This is a genomic window from Bradyrhizobium sp. S3.2.6 (assembly GCF_040546885.1).
GTDB classification, from domain to species: domain Bacteria; phylum Pseudomonadota; class Alphaproteobacteria; order Rhizobiales; family Xanthobacteraceae; genus Bradyrhizobium; species Bradyrhizobium cytisi.
Window position 1 is genome coordinate 1 of sequence record NZ_JBEPOS010000023.1, and the last position, 22,448, is coordinate 22,448.

The 22,448-nt window shown below is 60.9% G+C and carries 19 protein-coding genes; 10 read left to right on the top strand and 9 right to left on the bottom strand.

Annotated features, from left to right (window positions below; genetic code table 11):
• Positions 1 to 286 precede the first annotated feature (286 nt).
• Genes ABID58_RS29950 through ABID58_RS29970 form a run of 5 tightly spaced genes read right to left on the bottom strand, consistent with a single transcriptional unit; the run spans position 287 to position 5,297 of the window.
• Entirely contained in the window at positions 287 to 1,366 is a 1,080-nt protein-coding gene (locus tag ABID58_RS29950) for a Gfo/Idh/MocA family protein (RefSeq protein WP_354036567.1), read from the bottom strand.
• 37 nt (positions 1,367 to 1,403) lie between these two features.
• Positions 1,404 to 2,570 (bottom strand): N-acetylglucosamine-6-phosphate deacetylase, encoded by a 1,167-nt coding sequence (gene nagA / locus ABID58_RS29955; RefSeq protein ID WP_354036437.1) that lies wholly within the window; start codon positions 2,568 to 2,570, stop codon positions 1,404 to 1,406.
• A complete protein-coding gene (locus ABID58_RS29960; RefSeq protein ID WP_354036438.1) occupies positions 2,570 to 3,595 on the bottom strand; it encodes an SIS domain-containing protein in 1,026 nt (341 codons plus the stop codon). The genes nagA and ABID58_RS29960 overlap by 1 nt, the downstream gene beginning before the upstream one ends.
• Positions 3,592 to 4,347, bottom strand: coding sequence for a GntR family transcriptional regulator (locus tag ABID58_RS29965; RefSeq protein WP_246229590.1), 756 nt, complete (start codon positions 4,345 to 4,347; stop codon positions 3,592 to 3,594). The genes ABID58_RS29960 and ABID58_RS29965 overlap by 4 nt, the downstream gene beginning before the upstream one ends.
• Positions 4,338 to 5,297: a glucosamine kinase nucleotide-binding domain-containing protein gene (locus ABID58_RS29970; protein WP_354036440.1), complete on the bottom strand. Its 960-nt coding sequence runs from the start codon at positions 5,295 to 5,297 to the stop codon at positions 4,338 to 4,340. Before ABID58_RS29970 ends, ABID58_RS29965 begins: the two co-directional genes overlap by 10 nt.
• An 11-nt stretch (positions 5,298 to 5,308) precedes the next feature.
• On the opposite strand from ABID58_RS29970, the gene ABID58_RS29975 reads away from it, so the two are divergent.
• From ABID58_RS29975 to ABID58_RS30000, 6 genes are all read left to right on the top strand, one after another.
• Positions 5,309 to 6,259, top strand: a complete 951-nt coding sequence (locus ABID58_RS29975) for an N-acetylmuramic acid 6-phosphate etherase (protein WP_354036441.1) — start codon at positions 5,309 to 5,311, stop codon at positions 6,257 to 6,259.
• Position 6,260: 1 nt separating this feature from the next.
• Entirely contained in the window at positions 6,261 to 7,523 is a 1,263-nt protein-coding gene (locus ABID58_RS29980; protein ID WP_354036443.1) for an ABC transporter substrate-binding protein, read from the top strand.
• Positions 7,524 to 7,697: 174 nt separating this feature from the next.
• Positions 7,698 to 8,615, top strand: coding sequence for a carbohydrate ABC transporter permease (locus tag ABID58_RS29985; protein WP_354036568.1), 918 nt, complete (start codon positions 7,698 to 7,700; stop codon positions 8,613 to 8,615).
• 7 nt (positions 8,616 to 8,622) lie between these two features.
• Positions 8,623 to 9,456, top strand: a complete 834-nt coding sequence (locus tag ABID58_RS29990) for a carbohydrate ABC transporter permease (RefSeq protein ID WP_354036444.1) — start codon at positions 8,623 to 8,625, stop codon at positions 9,454 to 9,456.
• Between the two features lie 8 nt (positions 9,457 to 9,464).
• Positions 9,465 to 10,583, top strand: coding sequence for an ABC transporter ATP-binding protein (locus tag ABID58_RS29995; protein WP_354036446.1), 1,119 nt, complete (start codon positions 9,465 to 9,467; stop codon positions 10,581 to 10,583).
• Entirely contained in the window at positions 10,580 to 11,158 is a 579-nt protein-coding gene (locus tag ABID58_RS30000; RefSeq protein WP_354036448.1) for a histidine phosphatase family protein, read from the top strand. The genes ABID58_RS29995 and ABID58_RS30000 overlap by 4 nt, the downstream gene beginning before the upstream one ends.
• Before the next feature lie 12 nt (positions 11,159 to 11,170).
• On the opposite strand, the gene ABID58_RS37415 is transcribed toward ABID58_RS30000, so the two are convergent.
• Positions 11,171 to 11,674 carry a hypothetical protein gene (locus tag ABID58_RS37415; protein ID WP_502916438.1) on the bottom strand — a complete coding sequence of 168 codons (504 nt, stop codon included), beginning with the start codon at positions 11,672 to 11,674 and terminating at the stop codon, positions 11,171 to 11,173.
• Here ABID58_RS37415 and ABID58_RS37420 point away from each other — a divergent pair.
• Positions 11,576 to 12,043, top strand: a complete 468-nt coding sequence (locus tag ABID58_RS37420; RefSeq protein WP_502916441.1) for a Y-family DNA polymerase — start codon at positions 11,576 to 11,578, stop codon at positions 12,041 to 12,043. The genes ABID58_RS37415 and ABID58_RS37420 overlap by 99 nt on opposite strands.
• A 268-nt stretch (positions 12,044 to 12,311) precedes the next feature.
• Here the strand turns inward: ABID58_RS37420 and ABID58_RS30010 are convergent, their stop codons facing one another.
• Together ABID58_RS30010 and ABID58_RS30015 are read right to left on the bottom strand one after the other, a co-directional pair.
• Entirely contained in the window at positions 12,312 to 12,593 is a 282-nt protein-coding gene (locus ABID58_RS30010) for a helix-turn-helix domain-containing protein (protein WP_148753956.1), read from the bottom strand.
• A complete protein-coding gene (locus tag ABID58_RS30015; RefSeq protein ID WP_354036450.1) occupies positions 12,590 to 12,928 on the bottom strand; it encodes a type II toxin-antitoxin system RelE/ParE family toxin in 339 nt (112 codons plus the stop codon). The genes ABID58_RS30010 and ABID58_RS30015 overlap by 4 nt, the downstream gene beginning before the upstream one ends.
• 69 nt (positions 12,929 to 12,997) lie before the next feature.
• Between ABID58_RS30015 and ABID58_RS30020 the strand changes: the two genes are divergently transcribed.
• The gene (locus tag ABID58_RS30020; protein WP_354036452.1) at positions 12,998 to 15,556 is read left to right on the top strand and encodes a TOTE conflict system archaeo-eukaryotic primase domain-containing protein; all 2,559 of its coding nucleotides are present in this window, start codon (positions 12,998 to 13,000) and stop codon (positions 15,554 to 15,556) included.
• Positions 15,557 to 17,278: 1,722 nt separating this feature from the next.
• A complete protein-coding gene (locus tag ABID58_RS30025; protein ID WP_354036454.1) occupies positions 17,279 to 17,560 on the top strand; it encodes a hypothetical protein in 282 nt (93 codons plus the stop codon).
• A 349-nt stretch (positions 17,561 to 17,909) separates the two neighbouring features.
• Here ABID58_RS30025 and ABID58_RS30030 read toward each other — a convergent pair whose 3' ends face one another.
• Entirely contained in the window at positions 17,910 to 18,356 is a 447-nt protein-coding gene (locus ABID58_RS30030) for a hypothetical protein (protein WP_354036456.1), read from the bottom strand.
• Between the two features lie 596 nt (positions 18,357 to 18,952).
• Here ABID58_RS30030 and ABID58_RS30035 point away from each other — a divergent pair.
• On the top strand, positions 18,953 to 22,297 hold the full coding sequence (locus ABID58_RS30035) for a CHAT domain-containing tetratricopeptide repeat protein (RefSeq protein WP_354036457.1): 3,345 nt from the start codon (positions 18,953 to 18,955) through the stop codon (positions 22,295 to 22,297).
• Positions 22,298 to 22,448 lie beyond the last annotated feature (151 nt).

Below are 22,448 nucleotides of genomic sequence, written 5' to 3' on the forward strand. Positions count from 1 at the left end.
TGCCCGCCGGCCTCCCGTCCCGGCGGGTAGCTTGAATCACCAAAACGCTGATTTGTGAATCCCCAACGATTCAGTCAGATGGGCTAACGCTCTAAGGCGCGAGGCCGAGGCGCTGGCGGCGAAGATCAACCCGTTCGACGCTGCCTTGCGCAGGCCGAAGCAACATGCCGGCTCGTATTGAGATGTCCCATGCGTGCCGGTACGTTGCTTGTCGCGCAGTGGTGTGGGTACTTGCCTGGGTATTTCTCTCCGATCCAGGTGCGCGGCGCATTCGATAGGCGCGGATCTACAGGCGGACGACTTCACCGCTTCGGACGCTCTCGTCAGCGGCAAAGACGATACGGAGTGAGTTGATCGCGTCCTCGTGATGCTCGGATAGGTCGATCTCGCCACGGATCGCACTCAGAAACAGCCGCTGCTCGCGCTCGCAGAGCTCCTGATGGCCGGGTTCGTCTGCGGTCGAGATCAACTCGTCCGGCTTCGCAAAGCCGCCTTCGGTGACGAGCGCCGCGTGATGGACGCGAAGGGCGTTGGTCCGCGTATGCGTGTCATGGTCCGCCGAATGCGCGCCCGCATCGGTGCTCTCTTTCGCGACGATCGACACACTGCCGTTCGGGCCGATCAAGTCCTTCACGAAATGAGCGGTCTCGCTCATCATCGGACCCCAACCGACCTCGTACCAGCCGACGGATCCATCGTCGAACATGATGTGAAGATGGCCGTAATTGTACATGGCAGGCGCGATCTCGCTCGTCAGCCGCGCCCCGACCGCATGGACCGCGACGGGACGCGCCCGCGTCACCTGACACATGATGTCGACGTAATGGACGCCGCAATCGACGATCGGCGAAGTCGACCGCATGAGGTTCTTATGAACCTCCCAGAAGGAGCCCGTAGACTGCTGGTTGAGGTTCATGCGCATCACGAGCGGCTTTCCGAGCGTCCTGCCGATCTCGACGAAGCGCGACCATGCGGGATGCACGCGCAGGATATAGCCGATCAGCAGCGCCTTTCCGGCCGTACGTGCAGCGCTGACGACCCGCCGCGCGGCCTCCAGCGTGTTGGCGAGCGGCTTTTCGCAGAAAACATGCGCATCTGCGGCGAAAGCCTGCAAGGCCATGGCGGCGTGATGCTCCGTGTAGGTGCAGATCGCGACGGCATCGGGACGCAAGCTCGTGAGCGCCTCGTCGAGGCTTTCGAAGCGCGGAAGAGAGGGAAACTCGGCCTCGAGATCGTCGCGATCGGCTGCGCGGGAGGTGCAAAGACCGACGAGCTCAAATCCCTCGACCGATCTGTAGGCGCGGGCGTGGCTCGTTCCCATGGTGCCAAGGCCAACCACGAGAACGCGAACATTCTGTGCGGTCAAAATGGAGGGCGAGGACATGGCTCGATCGGTCCTTCAGTCAGGTGTTGCCTGCCAGCTCGTCGCGCTTGGAGCCGTCGGCGGTTGGCCGGCCCTCGATCCAGGTTTCGAGTACCCGTAGCTCGTCGTCGAGATGCACGAGGCTTGCGAGATAGCCTGGTGCGATACGGCCAAGTTCCGCGTCGCGCCGGAGAAACGTCGCCGGAACGCGTGATGCCATAGCGAGGGCATCGGCGAGCGGAAGCCTCACGACGTTGACGGCATAGCGCACCGCCTCGTCCATGGTCAGAACCGAGCCGGCGAGCGTCCCATCGTCGAGCCGCAGGCAACCGTCCACACACGTCACGCGGCGGCCCTGTAGATCGAACTGATCGGGACCGCCGGCGGCCGGTGGCATCGCGTCGGTGATCAGCATGAAGCGATCATGCCGCTTGGCGGCGAAGGCGATGCGAAGGTTCGCCTCGTGCACATGATGACCATCCGCGATGATTCCGACGAAAGCCTCGTCGAGATCGAGCGCTGCGCCGACCATGCCTGGCTCGCGCCCGGCGGGCGCGCTCATCGCATTGAACAGATGGGTGAATGCGTGTGCGCCGGCTTTGACGGCTGCGCGCGCCTCCGCGTAGCTTGCATTGGAATGGCCGAGCGAAATCAGCACGCCATGCCGCGCGAGTTCCGCAATGCTCGCCGCATCGACCCGATTGGGCGCGAGCGTCAGCATGACGGCGCCGCAATTCGCCTCGACGATCGTCGCAATGTCGCCCGGCTTGAGGTCGCGGATATATCTGAGCTCATGCGCGCCCTTGCGAGCCGGATCCAGGAAGGGTCCTTCAAGATGGATGCCGAGCGTCGCCGGGGTCAGTTGCCGCGCTTCGCGTGTCCCGGCGATTGCTGCCGCCATCACTTGCGGGGCATCGGTTACTAGCGTCGGCAGCAGTCCGACGGTGCCGTGCTTGCGATGCGCTGCGGCGATGCGGGCGATGCCTTCGGGCGTCGGGTCCTCGTTGAACAAGACGCCGCCACCGCCATTGACCTGCACATCGATGTAGCCGGGCGCAAGCAGGCCGCCACCGAGATCGCGTGCCGGGCCATGCGGTCTCTCGGAGTAAGGGAGGATCGCGGCGACGCGGTCGCCTTCGACGACGACCGCGTGGTCGTCAAAGAAACGCTCGCCATCGAAAATCCGTGCGCCGGTCAAAACGATCATCAAAGGGTCTCCGTCACCTTGCGCAGGTTGCGCGGGCGGTCGGGATCTCGCCCGAGCCGGAGCGCAAGCGCTTCGGCAAGGCGGTAGAAGCGGTGGATCATGACGATGGGGTCCAGCAGCGTCGCCTCGACTTTTGCCGTCGCGAGACGATCCGTCTCGTCGGCGCCTCCGGCCTCGATTGTAATCACCCTCGCGCCGGCACTGGACAACGCCGCAAGTGCCGGCAGCATGCCTTCGCGCGCTGCGTCGGACGGCAGGAAGGCGATGACGGGAAAGCCGGAGTCGACAAGTTCGGCCGGGCCATGCAGGACCTCGGCCGCGGAATAGGCCTCGGCGTGAATCGCGCAGGTTTCCTTGAGCTTCAGCGCCGCCTCCGCGGCGATCGCAAGCGTGGCGCCGCGGCCGAGGACGAAAGCGCTGCGGGCATTTGCAAGCTGCCCGAGCAACGCCGCGGGCGGCGGCGCCGTTTGTCCGCGCAGGATCTCGGGTAGGCCGGTGAGGGCGTCCGCTAGCTGCCGATCTTCGCACCAGGCCGCGACGAGGCTCGCGCCCGCGACGAGACCTGCGACCATAGATTTGGTCGCCGCGACTGAGCGTTCGGCGCCGGCGCACAATGGCAGCAGCACTTCGGCCTCTTGCGCGAGCGGTGAGGGCACGTCGTTGATAAGTGCGACGGCCAGCGCGCCGCCGCGTCGTGCGGCGCGCTGCATTTCGACGATGTCCGGGCTGCGTCCCGATTGCGAGATCGCGACGGAAACGCCGCCTTCGAGCCGCATCGGCGTACGATAGAGCGTAGCGATGGAGGGGCCGATGGAGGCACAAGGCACCCCTGAGACAATCTCGACGAGGTATTTCAGGTAGAGCGCGCAGCAATCCGACGAGCCGCGGGCGATGGTCGCAACGAGCGGCGGATCGAGCATGCGCAGACGCGCGCCAAGTTCAGCGAGCCGCTCCGCGTTGTGGCCAAGCTGGCGCGCGACCGCTTCGCCTGTCTCGCCGATCTCCTGAAGCATGTAGGTCGTCATCGGTGCGCCTTTCGGGCCGGTGGCGACAGCGTGAGTTCGGAGACGAAGTCATAGGCGTCGGCCCGGTACCAGGATTTCGTGAATTCGACGCAGGATCCGTCGGCAAGATAGGCGATGCGCTGGATATAGAGCGCCGGGCTGTCCGGTGCGACGCCGAGCAGTTCCGCATCCGACTGATCGACGAGGGTCGCACGCAATCGCTGCAAGCCCCGGGCGGGCTTGAAGCCCCGCGCGGAGAGCGCCTCGTACAGCGAGCCGCCGACCGAATCCTGTTCGGGAAGAAAGCGTATCGGCACGGCGGCGCGCTCGATCGCCATGGGCGAACCGTCAGCCAGGCGCAGGCGGCCGAGCCGGAACACGCGTTCGTTCGGCCGTACGCCAAGCATCATGGACTCTTCCGGTGTCGGCAGGAACACGCCGCGCTCGAGCTCGCGCGAGCTCGCCTCCAATCCACGCAGCCGCATGTCCTCCGTGAAGCTCGTCAGGCGCGAGGAGGGCTGCTCGACGCGCGGCGTCGCGCGATGGATGAAGGTGCCGGCGCCGTGGCGGTGAAACAGCACGCCTTCGGCGATCAGGTCGGCAATCGCCTTGCGTAGCGTGGTGCGCGATACCTCGAGCAGCTCGCACAATTCGCGCTCGGCCGGAAGCAATTGCGTCTCTGCGAAGCGTCCGGTCTCAATCTCGCGCCGAAGCGCGTCGACCACGGCGCGATAGAGCTTCTGGCCCGGCGCGGTTTCGACCGTCATGGACATGCGGCGTCCTCCGCGAGCGTTCCGCCGATGAGCAGGATCGCGCCGTCGACTGCGTCGCGCCGGGGCGCGGAGAGGCGCTTGGCCACATCAGGCGGCAAAAACGGGCGCAAGGGCTCACCGAAGCCGCCGGCGAGGGCAACGCGCTCGGCGCCAAGTGCATTCAGGGCGTTCGCGAGCGACGCTATCGCGCTGGCTGCTTCGCCGACAATTTCGCGCGCGCGCATATCTCCGGACCTGGCGACGTCCAGGATCTGGGGCGCGAAGGCGCCGTAGTCGCGTGGCCTTGCGTCCGCTGCCCAGCGGCTCATCCGCAACGGATCGCCGTCGAAATGGCGCCCGAGTGCTTGCGCCAGGCCGCTCATCGGCTCGAGGCCATCGATCGCACGCAGCGTCGCACGCAACGCCGATTCGCCAAGCCGTGCAGCGGATCCGTCGTCGCCAAGCCAGAAACCGCGTCCGCCGATAATAGTCGTTCGAGCTCCCACGCGAGCTATGCCCGCCGAGCCCGTGCCCGCGATAATCAGGCCGCCATCGCCGAGGCCATTGGCGCCGACGCAGGCGGCGACTGCATCATTGACGGCGACGATGTGTGCAAAGCCGGGCAGGGCGGCGGAGACGCGCGCCGCTTCCTCGTCGTCCGAAAGCCCGGCAAGGCTAAGGCCGACTGCGATCTCCTGCCTTGGTGCGCCGGCCGCGATGGCGGACTCGATCGTTTCACGGACGACCCGCATGGCTTCGTCGAAATCGAGATAGATGTTCGAAGCCGGCCCGAGGCCGTGCCCGAGCTCGCGACCCGACGAATCCCGCAATCTCGCGCGGCAGCGGGTCGCGCCGCCATCCACACCGAGGAAAAACTGGGCCGTCGCCACGGAGCCTCCTAAAAAGTTCTTAACGCCCCTAGACAAGTGGTATGTCAGGTGGCAAAAGCAAATACAAGAGGTATCTACCATTGGTATCCACGATGTCGGTGCTGCCGCGGCTGGAGACGGACGGAGAGAGGTGCCGCGACACCGGTGGTGTCGTGACCATCGATGAGGCGGTGTTCGCGGAGGCGATGCTCGCATCCTACCGCCGGGCGATCGCTTCGGTCGCGGCTGCCTCCGGCGACATCCGCGCCGCCGCGCTTCGCCTCGCGGCGATCTGGCGAGCAGGGGGACGGCTGATCTATGCGGGCGCCGGCTCTTCCGGTCTTGCCGCCGCTGAAGATGCAGCCGAGCTTCCCGGCACGTTCGGCCTCGATGAGAGCCGCATCGCGATTGTCCTGCCCGGCGGGACCACCGAGCCGTTCCGCATCGATGGCGTCGCGGAGGACGATGCCGCAGCCGGTGAGCACGCGATAACCGGGCTCGGTGATCTCTCTCATGATGCCGTGATCGTCGTATCGGCGAGCGGCTCGACGCCGTTCACAGTCGCAGCGGCCGCAGCGGCGCGCCGCCGTGGCGCCTTCGTGATCGGCATCGCGCATCGTCAGGGCTCGCCCTTGCTCGTCGGTGCCGACGCGTCGATCTTGCTCGATAGCGGAGAGGAGGCGCTGCGCGGCTCGACACGGCTCGCGGCCGGAGTTGCGCAAAAGGCCGCGCTAGGCATGCTCTCGTCATTGATGGGATTCGAGCTTGGTCACATCCATCGGGGCCTCATGGTCAATCTGAAGGCCGACAATGCGAAATTGCGCGAGCGGGCGCGCGGGATCGTCGCAACAATCGCCGGCGTCAGCGATGCGGAAGCGGAAGCGGCGCTGCGCGAGGCCAGCGGCGAGGTTAAGCCGGCAATCCTGATTGCCTGCGGTGTCGTCAGCAAGAGCGAAGCCGTCACGTGGCTCGCTGCTGCGGAAGGCCGGATAGACGACGCGTTGAGCCGCGCGCGCGCAAGAGCCAACGGGATCAAGGGCGAAGGCCCAAACAAGGGAGCGTAGCATGAGACGGACATTCAAGGCTGCAATGGGAGCTGAGGCTGCCGCGTTGGCGTTGCTTGCGGGGCTTGCGTCGGCCCAGGCAGGCTCGTTGAAGATCGAGAGCTGGCGCAATGACGACGCCGACATCTGGAACTCGAAGATCATTCCCGCCTTCAACAAGCACTATCCCGACATCAAGATCGAATTCGCGCCTTCGGCGCCCAAGGAATACAACGCCGCCCTGAACGCGCGGCTTGATGGCGGCACCGCCGGCGACCTCATTACGTGCCGTCCGTTCGACGCCTCGCTCGCGCTCTATCAAAAGCATCAGCTTGATGCGGTCGACGGCCTCAAGGGTATGGACAATTTCTCTGATGTCGCGAAGGCGGCGTGGCAAACTGACGACGGCAAAACCACCTTCTGTGTTCCGATCGCCTCCGTCATCGCCGGGTTCATCTACAACAAGGAAGCATTCGCCAAAGTCGGCGCATCTGAGCCAAAGACGCTCGATGAATTCCACGCCGTGCTTGAGAAATTCAAGAAGGACGGGACCTATGTCCCGCTGGTGATGGGCACGGCTGACCAGTGGGAGGCCGCGACCATGGGATTCCAGAACGTCGGTCCCGACTATTGGAAGGGCGAGACCGGTCGCGCCAATCTCATTGCGGGCAAGGAGAAGCTCACCGATCCGCAATACGTCGCGGCCTTCAAGGAGATCGCAAGCTGGGCGCCCTACCTCGGATCTGGCTTCCAGGCGCAGACCTACGCTGACAGTCAGAACCTGTTCTCGCTCGGCAAGGGCGCGATCTATGCGGCTGGCTCGTGGGATATCTCGACCTTCCGGGGCCAGGCGAAATTCGCCATGGGTGCATTCCCGCCACCGCAGCCGGCCGGCACGACGGATTGCTATATCTCCGATCACACCGACATCGCCATGGGCGTGAACGCAGCGTCGAAGAACAAGGAAGACGCCAGGAAATTCCTGGAATGGCTGGCGACGCCGGAATTCGCAACAATCTACGCCAACGCGCTTCCCGGCTTCTTCCCGCTCGCCAAGACTGCCGTGAAGGTCGACGACGACGTCGCCGCGACCATGGTCGGATGGCGCCAGACCTGCAAGTCGACGATCCGCAACTCGTATCAGATCCTGTCGCGCGGTACGCCGAATCTGGAAAACGAGCTCTGGAACGTCTCCGCGCAGGTCGTCAACGGCAAGTTGACGCCCGATGCTGCCGGCAAGCAGCTCCAGGACGGTCTCGACAAGTGGTACAAGCCCGCCAAGTGACGCCGGTCCCTCTTCCCGCTTTCGCGGGGAGAGGCGACTGTCCTTGTTTCATTCGACAGTCGCTGCACACTCCGCTAACAAAGACGGCAAGAGCCGCAAGCGCGGAGAGGGACGACAACGCAGGTTTAATCTCTTTCCATCATGGCTGAACCGGTCTCGAACATCACGGCCCAGATGCCTCGCGCAAAACTCGCGGGGCTTCTGCTGTTCTTTCTCGGACCGGCGGTCGTGATCTACACCCTGTTCTCGATCTATCCTCTCGTCGCGACGATGGCGCTCTCCACCTACACGAGCGATCCATCCGGAGTCCGATCTTTCGTCGGCCTCGCCAATTTCGAGACGCTGCTCGGCGATGCGCTGTGGTCGAAGCCGTTCTGGAATGCCCTCGGCAACAATCTGATCTTCTTCGCCGTGCACATGTGCATGCAGAATCCGATTGGTATCGCGCTCGCGGGATTGCTGAGCCTGCCGGGCCTGAGGCTCAAGGGCTTTTATCGCACCGTCATGTTTTTGCCGACGATGCTCTCGGTTGTCATCGTTGGCTTCTCCTGGAACCTGATCCTGTCCCCGCTCTGGGGCGTCGCTGCCGGCGCTTTGAAGGCCGTGGGGTTGGGCTCCCTGTTTGCTCCCTGGCTGGGGCTCGAATCGAGCGCGCTCGTAACGCTGTCCCTCATTTCCGTCTGGCAATTCGTCGGCATCCCGATGATGCTGATCTACGCCGCGCTGCTCAACATCCCCGAAGAGTTGATCGACGCGGCACGCGTCGATGGGTTGGGACAATTCCGCATCTTCTTCCACATCAAGCTTCCGCTCGTCCTGCCGACCATCAGCCTGGTCTCGGTCTTGACCTTCGTTGCGAACTTCAACGCTTTCGATCTGATCTATTCGGTCAAGGGTGCGTTGGCGGGACCGAATTTTGCGACCGACATTCTCGGCACGTTCTTCTATCGCACCTTCTTCGGCAATCAACTCCAGCTCGGCAATCCGACGATGGGCTCCGCGGTCGCGACCGTGATGTTTTTCATCATTCTCCTCGGCCTCTGCCTCTATCTGTTCCTCGTTCAGCGGCGCATCCGCCGTTACGCATTCTGAGGGCGGCATGACGGCGGAGCAGCGCGCAAAGAGCTTCAGTGTCCATCTCGTCCTGATCGCCTATAGCCTGCTTGCGGTTGGTCCAATCCTGCTCGTCGTGATGAATTCGTTCAAGGTGCGTAGCGCCATCTTCGGCAGCCCGCTTGCGCCGCCGGACGCTGCGACCTTCAGCCTCGTCGGCTATGAGAAGGTTTTTCGCTCCTCTCATATCCTGACCTACTATTCGAATTCGCTGATCGTGACTCTCGTCAGCATGGCGCTCGTGCTGCTGTTTGGCGCGATGGCAGCCTGGGCCCTGACCGAATACCGCTTTCGCGGCTCGACGGCGCTCGCACTGTTCCTGTCGATCGGCATCATGGTGCCGATCCGGCTCGGGTCCGTCGCGATCCTCAACATGATGCGGTCTGCGGACCTGAACGACACGCTGACGGCCTTGATCCTCGTCTACGTTGCGCAAGGCCTGCCGATGTCGATCTTCATATTGAGCGAGTTCATCCAGCAGATCCCCAGGGACTTGCGGGACGCCGCGCGCTGCGACGGCGTGCCAGAAACCCGGATCTTCTTCGAAGTGGTCGCCCCGCTGCTGCGTCCGGCGATCGCGACCGTCGCCGTCTTCACCATCGTGCCGATCTGGAACGATCTCTGGTTTCCGCTGATCCTGACGTCGAGCGACTCGACGCATACGGTCACGCTTGGGGTGCAGCAGTTTCTTGGCCAGTACATCACCGACTGGAATTCCGTGCTCGCGGCGCTGTCGATGGCGATCCTGCCGGTTGTGATGATCTACGTGATCCTCTCGCGCCAACTCATTGCGGGCCTCACCTCCGGCGCAGTCAAATAGGTTGTTGAATGGCCAATCTGCGCATCGAGCATCTCAATAAGCGTTATGGCGCGGCGACAGTGCTCAACGACATCAACCTGGGCATCGAGGACGGCGAGTTCGTCGTGCTCGTCGGCCCATCGGGCTGTGGCAAGTCGACGCTTCTGCGCATGATCGCCGGGCTCGATGGCGTCTCGAGCGGTGACATCCATATCGCAGAGAAGCCCGTCAATACGCTTGCGCCTGCCGCGCGCGGCATCGCGATGGTGTTCCAGTCCTACGCACTCTATCCGCACATGAATGTGCGCAAGAACATGACGTTCGGCCTGAAATTCACCGGCGTGGCGCCGGCCGAACGGGAGCGGCGCGTCGCGGAAGCCGCCCGCATGCTGCGACTCGTAGACTTACTCGATCGCTATCCGCGCGATCTCTCTGGCGGCCAGCGTCAGCGCGTTGCGATCGGACGCGCGATCGTGCGCGAACCTGCCGTCTTCCTGTTCGACGAACCGCTCTCCAATCTCGATGCGGCGCTGCGCGTCTCGACCCGCGTCGAGATCGCCAATTTGCACAGAGTGCTGAAAGCGACGATCGTTTATGTGACGCACGATCAGGTCGAGGCGATGACGCTCGCCGACCGTATCGTCGTGATGAACAAGGGCTGCATCGAGCAGGTGGGCAAGCCGCTCGACCTCTACTATGAACCCGCTAACCTGTTCGTCGCCGGATTCATCGGCTCGCCCGCGATGAATTTCTTCGATGCAACGGTCGAAAGCATCGGGGGCGGACGCGCGCGTGTCGCCGGTGCCGGGTTTGTCGATCTCGATCTGCCGGCGGCATCGCTGAAGGTCGGCGATGTGCTGACGCTCGGTGTTCGTCCGGAGCATCTTGCCCGGGGCGCGAACGGTCCCTTCACCGCCGAAGGCATCGTCGAGCTCGTCGAACGGCTTGGCGAGGCGTCGTTCGCCTATTTGCGCCGCGCCGACGGCAGGATGTTCGTTGCAGAGGTCCGCGGCCGCCAGACGCCGTCGCGAGGCGAGACGGTGACGCTCGTTGCGGCAGCTCCCGACGTACACGTCTTCGACGCCTCCGGCATGCGTGTTGCGATGCCGATTGCAAGTTGGTCTGACGTCGCGATCGTTCAATCATGACGAATGTCGTACGCTATCTGACCCATCCTCAGGTGAGTATCGATCCGTCGATTCCCGTTCCGCGCTGGGGCCTCAGTGATGTCGGGAAAGCGCGTACGGAGGCCCTGACGATCGGGGGAGGGCTGTCCGGTACCACGCGGGTCATCTCCAGCGGAGAGCGAAAGGCGATCGAGACCGCCGAGATCATTGCCGCAAAGCTGGGCGTCGACGTGGAAGTGCGCGAGGCGATGCACGAGAACGACCGATCGGCGACGGGCTTCCTCGCCCCCGACCAGTTCGAGGCGGTGGCCAATCAGTTCTTCGGGCAACCCCACGTCAGCATTCGTGGCTGGGAACGAGCGGTCGACGCCCAGCTGCGCATTGTCGGCGAGGTCGAGCACGTGCTGGCGCGCAGCACGCCGGGCGACGTGCTCTTTGTCGGCCACGGGGGCGTTGGTACTCTCTTATACTGCCATTATTCCGGTTTGGAGATTGATCGCGCCCATGACCAACCCGCTGGCGGTGGTTGCTTCTTCGCGTTCAGCTCGCATGGCCGTCGCGTGCTGCATGGGTGGCGTCGCCTCGAAGAGCTGTGATTTTCGCGAAGATCAATCCCGCTTGGACGATCTGTTGAAGCCAATACCCACTCCTTGAGAAATCCGCCGCGTGGTCCGTGTTGCTTCGATCCCACTCTGTAGCTTGACACTCGTTACAAATATTTCTCGCGATGTTCTCGGCGGTACTACGTCCTCGAAACGCCAGGGGCACTCGATCGGGATGGCTACGACAGCACCATCTTGAATGCGGACCTGGACGCCTTCTATGCCTCGGTAGAGCAGCTGTTTGACCCTTCGTTGCGCGGCAAGCCAATCGCCGTCGGCGGTAGGGTTATGCTTGCCGCATCGTACGAAGCCAGGGCCTTCGGAGTGCGCGGGGGCATGCCGGGACGATAGGCGCGCGAGCTTTGCCCGCAGATCAACTTTGTCAGCGGGCATTTTTGGGAATACCAACGGCTGGATAACACGGCCATCAAGGTGATCGGCGATTTCACGCAGCTTCTGGAATGCATTTCCATTCACGAGGCCTTTGCCGACGTTGCGGGCTGCACCCATCGTTCGCCTGTCGAAATTGCCGGCTCAATCCGCTGGTGCGTGCGCATCGAGCTTGGCCTTCCGATCCCAGTCGGTGTGGCGCGCACCAAGTATCTGGGCAAAAATCGCCTCACAAGTCGCCAAGCCCGACGGGCTTGTGGTCGTCGATCCCGATGGAATTCCCCTACCGCCCGCCCGTCGAGCTCATGTGGGAGTGGGCCCGGTCAAAAAGACACGGCTTCGTCTTTGAGCGCGAACGAACACCGGTGGCGGCCTGAAGGCCGCTTCGGCGAAACGCACCAACGCCGTGAACGACCCGACGTCGTCGGACAACAGCACGCTCCCAAACGACGCCAGCCCGCAAAATGCGGTCGCGGCGACGTCTCTTGATGGTCGCGATTCTCAAATCGATTGCCTGCAAGCACGATGTTGAGGATGATGTTGCAAAGCGCTAGGAGGTGCGGGTAAGAGCTTCAGGCTGAGTGCGTCCTACATAGGTATGTCATTGAAATCAAAAAGATATCTGTTTTCCGTTGCACCCATGATGGATTGGATCGGGACATCTCAAAAAGGGAAATACGATCAGCATTTAAGCGGGGTCGTAGTCAGCCGTGCAGTACCAAATGCTGTACCGCGCCCGCGGCGAGCGGCGTTTGATTTAGGCTGCGTCCGAGATGCGCATTTCAACATGCAGGCCGGCAGCTCCGATCATATTGACCAAGGTATCGAGGCCAAACAATTCGATCTTGCCGCGCATGAGATCAGAGATACGCGGCTGGGTAACACCTAGCAGCTTGGCAGCTTCCGATTGGCTTAGCCCTGTCCGAGCGATATGAGCCTTCAAAGCCATGATCAACGCCGAACGGAGCTTCATGTTCTCAGCCTGCGCAGGTGTATCCTCAATTGCATCCCACACATTGTCGAAGCGTTTCTTGCTCATTGACCTAGCTCCTTTAATAAATCGCGGTAACGCTGCGCAGCCAAGTTCAGATCCGCTTTGCTCGTTTTCTGCGTCTTTTTCTGGAAGCAGTGCAGCACGTAAACGGCATCATCAAACTTCGCTACATACAGCACTCTGAATGCTCCCGCGGCATCGCGAATCCGAATTTTCCGCACCCCTCGGCCAACCGTATTCATGGGCTTCCAGTCGTCGGGCTCGCGCCCATGCTGGACTTGATCGAGTTGATGCCCCGCCTCGCGCCGAGCCGCTTGTGGAAACGCACGCAAATCGTCGAGTGCGCTGCCTCGGAATTCGACCGGCTTGAGATCAATCATTAAAACTGACTATACAAAATTTTGTATGAGTCGGCAACTCCTTTCGACTGCTGGTGCCGAGACCGGCGATTGGCGATCTTTGAGTTAAATTGCTGCTTCAGGATTGGTATTATTCGGGAGAATAAACATCGGCGCACTACAGCCTTCGCGATGAAGCAAACAAACGCCAGAATTACTGAACTCAGGGCCCGGCTTACCGCGATGGAGCGCGAGCGTGCGGATGTCGTAGCCGAGATCAACACCTTACAATCGATGCGGAGTGAGGAGACCGAGCCAATCAAGGTGGTCCCTTCGGGACACGCTGGCGATCCCACGGACCGGAATTCGCCAATCGAGAAGAAGCTTGCGCTGTTTCGCCGGCTCTTCCGCGGCCGCTCAGATGTCTACCCTATCCGTTGGGAGAACCGTACGACGGAGCGGAGCGGCTACGCACCCGCCTGCGCGAATGAATGGCGCCGTGGGATCTGCGAAAAACCGAGAGTCAAATGTTCAGCATGTCCAAATCAGGCATTCCTGCCCGTAGACGACGTGGCAATCGAACGCCATCTCCGCGGAACCGACCCGAACGGCGCCCCGTTTGTGATGGGCGTCTATCCGATGCTTGCGGACAACGCCTGTTCGTTCCTGGCCGCGGATTTCGACGAAGGGGATTGGCGAAGGGATGCCTTTGCGTTTAGGGACGCCTGCGAGCGTCATGGAATACCTGTTGCCATTGAGCGGTCCCGATCCGGAAACGGTGCTCACGCCTGGATCTTTTTCGACGAGCCGATCTCAGCGGCATGGGCGCGCCGTCTTGGGGCCTTCCTGATTACCGACGCGATGGAACGAGTCCCCGATATCGGATTCGGATCCTACGATCGGTTTTTTCCGAGTCAGGATATCATGCCAGCGGGTGGCTTCGGCAACCTGATTGCTTTGCCTCTTCAGGGGCTCGCGCGAAGTTCTGGCAACAGCGAGTTCATCGACGATTCTTGTTCGCCGTATCCGGATCAGTGGGCCTTCCTGTCCGCGATTGCAGCTATGCCGCGAGCAAAGGTGGAACATCTGGTCGAGGAAGCAAGTGCATCTGGAAAAATTCTGGGTGTGCGTATTCCTCTCGCAGACGAAGACGAAGAACCGTGGCTAGCCCCGCCGTCGCGGCGACAGGCGCCGCCAGCAATCCGCGAGCCATTGCCGGGTGCGATCACTGTCGTACAGGCGGACCAGATCTACCTCCCGCGTCACGCGCTGCCACCGTCGCTGATCGCGCGCCTGATTCGCCTGGCGGCATTCCAGAATCCCGAATTTTATGCCGCACAAGCAATGCGCCGATCGACCCATGACAAGCCCCGGATCATCTCTTGCGCAGAGTTGACCAGCCATCACGTTGCGCTGCCTCGCGGCTGCTTCGACGCCGTACTAGATCTGCTTGCGTCATTTGGAATTACAGTAACAATCGAAGATTGCCGTTTTTCCGGTGCGGCGATCCCATTTGCCTTCACTGGTGAATTGCGCTCCGATCAGGGAACCGCGATAGCGGCCCTGTTGCCGCATGATACCGGTGTGCTCGCGGCAACGACGGCGTTCGGAAAGACGATCTTAGCCATCCGGATGATGGCCGAACGCGGGCGGAATACATTGGTCCTCGTTCATCGCCGTCAGCTCATGGATCAATGGATCGAGAGGCTCACCGCGTTCTCAAATATGCCGCGTGACGCGATCGGCATGATCGGCGGCGGCCGCCGCAAACCGAAAGGTCAGGTCGACGTCGCCTTGATTCAGAGCCTGGTTCGCAAGCTTGAAGTCGATGATATCGTCGGCAATTATGGGCATCTCGTCGTCGACGAATGCCACCATCTGTCGGCTGTAAGCTTCGAATTGGTCGCGCGCCGCAGCAAGGCCCGCTATGTCCTCGGCCTGTCAGCGACGGTTACGCGAAAAGACGGACATCACCCGATCATCGTTATGCAATGTGGTCCCGTCCGCCATCGCGTAGATGCGCGATCCGAGGCAGCCAAGCGCCCATTCGATCACGTGGTGCGGATCAGGGATACCGGCTTCCAACTTCAAACGGCATTGGACACTTCGGTCCCTTCTATCCAGGAAGTTTTCAAGGAAATGATTGCCGATGAAGCACGCAATGATCTCATATTTGATGACGTCTTGACTGCGCTGGAAGCGGGCCGTTCACCCGTCGTGATAACCGAGCGTACCGCCCATTTGGAGATCATCGCAAAGCGTCTTGAGCGTTTCGCAAAACATGTCGTCGTATTGCGCGGTGGGCAAAGCGAAAAGCAGCGCCGCGACATAGCCGCGCGGCTCGCTGCAATTCCCCAAGCCGAGGAACGTGTCATTGTCGCGACCGGACGTTATCTCGGCGAAGGTTTCGATGATTCCCGCCTCGACACCCTCTTTCTTACCATGCCAATTGCTTGGAAAGGTACCCTCGCTCAGTACGCCGGACGGTTGCATCGTCTCAACGACGTCAAGCGCGAGGTGATCATTTATGATTATGCCGACATGAGAGTGCCGGTCCTGGCCCGCATGGCTGCGAAACGCCGTGTTGGCTATCAGGCGATAGGTTACAAGGTGTTGGGTACGCGTGATCTGTTTTCTGATCGGGCGGTTACGCCGAACGAACCCACATAGGTCTCGCGCGCACCGCTGACCGGTCAGGCGTCTAAGTCACGGCAGTGCCATTCCCATTTCAAATTCGACGAGCTGGCGTAGCCAAAACACTTTGTCGAGGAGCGGTACTGCACGGGCATTTTTGTACTGCCGTGCAGTACCGGGCATGGTCGAAATAAGCGGAAATAATCGAGCGATCAGAGTAAACCGTTGAAAAGAAAGGAGAATGCTTTAGCTCTAACGCTTCAGATTGTCCGTCGGACCAAAGTCGATTGGACCGACAGAGGTCGTAAAACTTAATGAAAACAACATGTTAGCTCACGTATTTTCCGTTGCCCCCATGATGGATTGGAGCGAGAGTTCAAGTTTTTCAATCGCTTAGAAGGCTGCGTGTGCACGACGTGTGCACCGGGAGATCAAGAAAAAATCTATTGAAGGCTAGCGTCGGCGGTCGTCATTGGTTGATGTCCGAGAAGCGCGAACGGTCCTGAGAGTGAAGCGGCGGAGCAGGGCAGGATCGCCACTTATTGGGTGGGTTGGTGGGCCCGCCAGGGTTCGAACCTGCAAGCAGGTCGCTGTGAGTAGTCGGATGACCGGAGCTTGGGCCGGTCTCTTATAGCGGCGCAGCGCGCTCCGAGCCTGGTTGGAATTCAGCACCATACCGTGAATCGTGGGTTTGACTCCACTCTCTCCGCCATCCAAATGCTTAAGCCACTGTGGCGTATCCGTCCGCTGAAGGCCGCCTTGCCGAGCAAAGCGCGGTACTGAGAACGCTCCTTCGAACGGAGAGCGCAGTGCAGATTAGTGACGAGATCCCACCAAGATCCCCATCGAAGTCTGCCAAACGCGCGTCAGAGGGTGCGACAAAAGCTCTGGGATCAGTTACTTTCGGCGTGACGGATCACGGATGAAGCGAGGAGACCGCAAGGCTTATTAGCCGCCGCGGCGGCACATGGCTGCCCGACGGTTAGTGGTTGTCAGTGCGATTGCGAAGAGTGTCTGATAAACTACCGGATATCGCGCCAAGGCCGGAATAGATTATGGATCTAGAAAAACTCGATTTCGAATGCTTACGAGAAGCGATGAGGGAAGGACATAGCGCGTGGCGCCCATGGAAAGGCGTCTATGGTCGCGCCAGACGTCTGTGTGAGTTAGGCTATCTCCACGAAGCCGGAATTTCGGCTATGCCTCCACATGTCGTCTATCTTATATCTGATAAAGGGAAGACAGCTCTCAACATTAGAGAGGCATCACAACTCAGTCGTCCGCGCCAGAATACAGAGCGGATCGATAGCTGACAGACAACGTCTCGCAGCCAATCTTCGTCTTCGCCGCGGTTCCTCGCGACCTTGGTGGTGACGTGATGGACCTTGTTGACGTGGGGTGGTCATGCCGCTCGAGCGGAGATCGCTGATACCGGCGTCCAATTCCAAGGCAGAAGCTCGTCGAGTCGATGAGCTGGGTGGGCGGCTATACGGGCAAGGATAACCGAAGCGGCTGATGACGCACCGCCGGCGGCTGAGGCGGTAGACCACGCAAAAAGGCCGCAGTGGATTCCATTGCGGCCCGCGCTTGAGGTCAAAACGAACCGGGTGAAAACAATCTGAGTGAAATATGCAGCCAGCCCCGGCGAAGTAATCCTATCGGGACATCGCTCGATTTCAACAAACGTGCGAGTGTCGGGCGGGCTATCATCTCGGCCAGTGTGGCCGAGATCTCCATCGACAAAAAGAGGAGATTGCAATGAAGCTCATTCTTTCAATCTGCATGATCCTTCCAGCCAGCGCTTTCGCCAACGATTGCCCAGGATTTTTAAACTACGTGAAGGCCAACTCGCAGCTAGGACCGTTCAACGATAGCCAGATTCAATGTTTTAAGACCAGCCATGCAAAGCAGCACGCTCCCACGTTCACTTTCTCATCCGGCAACGTGACCGTCGCTTGTACAAGATCAGGATCGTATCCCTACCGACAAATATCCTGCAACGATGGCGGCCATAGCTTCGGAAAGGCGCTCAAGAACTAAGAGCCTGCGCTGGCCGCATGCAGAGGAGACGAAGCGCAACGCGATATCTGACAGCCGCATATCGTCGCGCCAATGACCGGCATCGAGCGCAACGTGATGGCCGCAATGGCAATAGACCAGACGCCGCGCGAGCCCATCTCGCGCATCTCGTCGAACGTGATCTGAGCGGTCGGCCGGCGGCGTGCGTAGGCGTTTTGCGCAGGACAGCCGCCATTCAAACGCAGCGCAGGCGAGAGTCAAATTGTCGATTCCTAGCAGGGTCGAGATGCTCGCAAGCTACTGCGCGTCGATATCATGTGAACAGAGCAAAAGCCCGATGCAGTCTCACAGAAGCGAATCATCGATCCGGTTAGGGTAGGATCTTCAGCAGGTAGCTGGCGCTGCCGGGGTGCCCGGCTGTATCCTTGATATCCACGCGAACCATATGCTCGCCAGGTGGGACCTCGGCATCCGGCATGTCTATACCTTCGGCCGTGGCAAATCGTTTGATGCGGTCAGTTAGATCTACATTCGGCGTCCGCAAATATGTGGCCGTGATCGAATCTGGGTCGATCTTCGTGCCGCCAAAGGGAACGAACTTGATCTGAAGATGAATTGGCGAATGCATTGCTGAGTCTGGCAAAATCAAATCCAGTTTCGGACCGCGCAAGACGCCGCGCCGGTCCGCAACGATGGCGCCTTTCGGCAGCGGCCGACTGGCCTCTTCTTCGGTAATCAGCTTCGTTCCCGCCCAGACCACACTTGAGTGCGTGAGAACCAAGACCAGGCCGACGATAGCAAATTCGCACAACCTCATCCTTGTTCCTCCGTTAATCCGGCGCCCTATAGACGCAGCTCACCGTCGCCCATGATACTGGACGGCGCCAAGAATCCGCGTAGACAAGCATGGTCTTGCCGTCGGCGCTAAAGTAGCCTGATCCATCCATCGACGCCAACGTCGCCTGCCGAAATGTCTCGCCGCGTGCTTGGATCTTCGCCTGTCGGTTGAACAGGTCGCTCGTATAATTTCGTATCATAGTTCTGGATAACGCGCCCCATTTGCGTATAAACTGCGAACGTCGGGAGCTATTTTGCTCGCCGGGCAGGGTCCTCGCCGAACCGTTGATCTGCTAGGTCGGGACCGTGGCGTGAGCGCCGGTGCCGAATGCTGCCGCGATACTTTGGTTGGTCGTTGCAGAATGAACGTTGGCCGGGTCACGCTTCCGCCAGCGGCAACCGTTTCCGCACGAAGCCGGCGCAAGTGCGCGATGACAGTGTGTCCGGACCGCGTGCATGGCGTTGGCAACTCTGGCCCTTGTTTTTTTGCGCGGCCATGACCTCAGGTTCGGTCGGGCTCGAATGCGACCCGGCAACTTCAGCTGGTTGTCGTGTTAATATTGCGGGGTAATGGTCATGAGACGCATTGCGAGTTTCGCTAACATCGTCGCCGCCGCTCTCCTTCTCACAATGTGTCCGCTGTCAGCGCTTGAGCTGGAGCAGGTGGTCGAGAACTGCCGAAATTCGAGCGGCAGGCCCGCCTTCATGGCTTGCAAGCAAGGGGGAGGGACTCAGGAAACCTGCTTTGCGAAATCTAAATCGATCGTGCATACCTGCGTGAAAAGCGCCATGGACGCGGCCCGGCCGAAGGCCGCCTTGTTCTCGGCAGACAAACTGTCTGCACAGCCGAAACCGAGTGCCGCGGACGTCGCGAAAGACGGGGCGGCCCCTCTCGTGGCGCCCCCGCGAACGGTTTCCGACATCAGCGCCATTCTAGATCAGCAGAGGCCCGACCCGGACGAGATCGCCAGACAGTCAGCCGCCGCCGATGCCGCCATGCCGCCCGGACTGAAAGGCGCTGATCTGGCCGATTTCTACTACAAGCGGGCGCAGGCAAGAGCATTCCTCGGCCGACGAGACGCGCTCAACGATGCTGAACTTGCCGTCAACAATGCGTCCACCGAAGATTACAACAACCGCGGTAGCCGCTACGAGCAGCTCTTCATGCGCCTGCTGTGGGCGGCTGGTGAAAGCAAGCGAGCCAACGCGCTGCTGACCAAGCAAGTCACAACGTTTTCCAAGGTGAGCAAGGGCAAGCTGTTCGGCGCGTATTTTGCGCTCGCAAACAGCTATGTCCGCAACGGCGACATCAACACAGCCGAATCCTACGTTGCACGCAATCGGGCGTTGCTAGCGGAAGCGCAGCGCTGGCCGGTGTTCCAGATCTACGGAATGGCCTGGCAGGCCCTGGTTGAAGACAGCGGCGCGCGGGTAGAGGAGGCGCGGGGACGATTTGCCGAAGCCGAGGCCGGCTACCACAAGGCTTCCATCCTCCATGCGAACTCGGTGAAGACCTACGCACAATGGGAAAGCAAGCCACCGGCGGGTTCGGCGGAAACGTCTGCGGACTGGGCGCTCGCACTGGAAGGGCGGGTCAAGGTCAAGCAGGGTCGTGTCGGTGAGGGCGAAGCTGATGTGAGGCGCGCACTGCTGAGCCGCTTGAGCAAGTCGGGCAAGTACCACGCGGACACTGCCGGCATTCTTGGGGTCCTTGTTTATGTGGTGCAGGAGCAGGGACGGTACGCGGAGGCCGAACAACTGCAGCGCCAGGTCATCGCCATTTATCAGGGGCTTGGTCACAGCGTCGAATCTGCGCCGATGGTAAGCGCGCATCTGTTTCTCGCCCAAATCATCAATCTCGAAGGTCGCTACGACGCTGCGTCCAAGCTTTACGATCAGGTCGATGTTTGGACCGCGAATTGGGAACCGTCGCGACGCCAGGGCGTCAGCGGCGGGTTGGCCCGCGTCGCCGTCATGCTTTCTGAGGGCAGCAACGACAACGCACTCGAAATTGTTCAACGCGAATTGGAGCGCGAACGCCAGCGCTCAGGAGATAAAAGCTTCAACACATCGCTGACGCGCGGCTTTTACGCGATCGCGTTGGCGCGCAAGAACAAGACGCAAGAAGCGCTGCAAGCCTTCAAGGAATGCTTGCCTGTGCTGGTGTCGGTCTCTGGCGGTAGTGACGATGACGGGGGTGCCACTGCCGCCGCCCGCGAGGGGAGAGTACGCTTCGTGATCGAAGGCTATCTGCGGTTGCTCACCCGCTACCCGGAACTGGCTTCGGCGAGCGCTCTCGACGAGACATTCGGCTATGCCGATGTGCTGCGTGGGCAATCCGTGCAACGGGCGTTGCAGGCTTCATCGGCGCGCTACGCCGCGAAGGACTCGATGCTTGCCCAGCTTGTGCGCACCTCGCAGGATCTTGAAAAGCAGGTCGGCGCTGCCTTCGGCACGCTGAATAATCTCTTGGCTGCGCCGGCTTCTGAGCGAGACGACAAGGCGGTCAAGAGCACCGAGGCCGAGATCGCCCGCCTGCAGGCGACACGCTCGCAAACCCTTAAAGACATCGCCAAGAAGTTTCCCGACTACGGAAGCCTGGTTCATCCTGCGCTGCCTGCCCCGGCGGATCTGCAGGCGCAACTATCTCCCGACGAGGTCATGCTGTCGTTCTATTTCGGTCGGTTCGACAGCTTCTTATGGGTGCTGAAGAAGAATGGGCCGGTCCAACTCATCCGTCTCAATACCAGGCTTGGCGACACCAACGCCAAAGTGAACAAGCTTCGCGAGGCCCTCGAGCCGAACGCTGCGATGATTTCTGATATTCCCCCTTTCGATTTGAACCTGGCTTACGATCTGTATGCGCTATTGTTGAAGCAGTCCGAGGCGCATTGGAAGTCTGCAAAGAACCTGATCGTGGTGACTAACGGTGCACTTGGCCTGTTACCGTTGTCGTTGTTGCCGACGGAACCCGCGCGGATCGATTCCGACGACGATCCGCTGTTTTCAAGCTATCGGAAGGTCCCCTGGCTCGCGCGTAGTCATTCGGTGACGGTGGTTCCGTCGCTGTCCGCGCTGCTTACGTTGCGGAAACTGCCAGTCGCGGCCGCCTCGCGCCAGCAGTTGATCGGTTTTGGCGATCCGCTGTTCAGCAAGGAACAGGCTGTTGAAGCGGCTAAGGAGGACGCGCAAATCAAGGTGGCAGACGCATCCAACGTCACCCGCGGTGGGCCCCTGAAACGGCGCAACGGGCCAAAGATCGACGGTGTCGATTCACTTCAGCTGTCGCAATTGCCCCGGCTTCCGGATACCGCAGACGAGCTGAAGGCGATCGCGCTGACCCTACAGGCCGATCCGGCCAAAGTGCTCAATCTCGGCAAGGATGCCAACGAGAAGAACGTCAAGTCGATCGATCTGTCCAAGTTCAAGATCATCGCCTTTGCGACCCATGGGCTGGTGCCCGGCGAACTTGATGGCCTCTCACAACCGGCCCTGGCCCTGACGGCTCCCGCTGTAGCCGACAGCGACGGTGACGGCCTTTTGACTATGGAAGAGATCCTTGCATTGAAGCTCGACGCCGACTGGGTCGTTCTGTCGGCATGCAATACTGGCGCCGGAGTTGCCGCTGGCGCGGAGGCGGCATCTGGTCTGGGCCGCGCTTTCTTCTACGCCGGTACCCGAGCCCTGCTCATCACCAACTGGTCTGTGCATTCGCAATCTGCGAAGGAGCTAATCACCGATCTATTTAGGCGTCAGGCCGAAGATCCTGGGCTGACACGCGCCGAGTCGCTACGACAGGCTATGATGGCCTTGGCGGATGGGCCCGGCTATGTTGGCGGCGATGGCAGGACGGAATTTGCCTATGCTCATCCTTTGTTCTGGGCACCGTATTCCATTATTGGAGATGGCGGTGCACGATAGATGTCACTCGGCATGCTAGCTGACCCAACGCAGTTATGGTGCAGTTATGGTGCAGTTCCAATTATTCTGCGCCGATTGGTCAACTGAAACAGATCGAGTTTTCCGCCGCCGTACATCGTAACCGTCCGGTGAGGATCGGTGGAGGCCGCCT

Coding starts and splice junctions, on each gene's coding strand:
- ABID58_RS29965 (WP_246229590.1), bottom strand. CDS start 4,347: ATGTCCATGACGGTCGAAACCGCGCCGGGCCAGAAGCTCTATCGCGCC.
- ABID58_RS29960 (WP_354036438.1), bottom strand. CDS start 3,595: ATGACGACCTACATGCTTCAGGAGATCGGCGAGACAGGCGAAGCGGTC.
- ABID58_RS29970 (WP_354036440.1), bottom strand. CDS start 5,297: ATGGTAGATACCTCTTGTATTTGCTTTTGCCACCTGACATACCACTTG.
- ABID58_RS30025 (WP_354036454.1), top strand. CDS start 17,279: ATGAAGCTCATTCTTTCAATCTGCATGATCCTTCCAGCCAGCGCTTTC.
- ABID58_RS29980 (WP_354036443.1), top strand. CDS start 6,261: ATGAGACGGACATTCAAGGCTGCAATGGGAGCTGAGGCTGCCGCGTTG.
- ABID58_RS29995 (WP_354036446.1), top strand. CDS start 9,465: ATGGCCAATCTGCGCATCGAGCATCTCAATAAGCGTTATGGCGCGGCG.
- ABID58_RS30000 (WP_354036448.1), top strand. CDS start 10,580: ATGACGAATGTCGTACGCTATCTGACCCATCCTCAGGTGAGTATCGAT.
- ABID58_RS29990 (WP_354036444.1), top strand. CDS start 8,623: ATGACGGCGGAGCAGCGCGCAAAGAGCTTCAGTGTCCATCTCGTCCTG.
- ABID58_RS30035 (WP_354036457.1), top strand. CDS start 18,953: ATGAGACGCATTGCGAGTTTCGCTAACATCGTCGCCGCCGCTCTCCTT.
- ABID58_RS29975 (WP_354036441.1), top strand. CDS start 5,309: ATGTCGGTGCTGCCGCGGCTGGAGACGGACGGAGAGAGGTGCCGCGAC.
- ABID58_RS30010 (WP_148753956.1), bottom strand. CDS start 12,593: ATGAGCAAGAAACGCTTCGACAATGTGTGGGATGCAATTGAGGATACA.
- ABID58_RS29985 (WP_354036568.1), top strand. CDS start 7,698: ATGCCTCGCGCAAAACTCGCGGGGCTTCTGCTGTTCTTTCTCGGACCG.
- nagA (WP_354036437.1), bottom strand. CDS start 2,570: ATGATCGTTTTGACCGGCGCACGGATTTTCGATGGCGAGCGTTTCTTT.
- ABID58_RS37415 (WP_502916438.1), bottom strand. CDS start 11,674: ATGGGTGCAGCCCGCAACGTCGGCAAAGGCCTCGTGAATGGAAATGCA.
- ABID58_RS30015 (WP_354036450.1), bottom strand. CDS start 12,928: ATGATTGATCTCAAGCCGGTCGAATTCCGAGGCAGCGCACTCGACGAT.
- ABID58_RS30030 (WP_354036456.1), bottom strand. CDS start 18,356: ATGAGGTTGTGCGAATTTGCTATCGTCGGCCTGGTCTTGGTTCTCACG.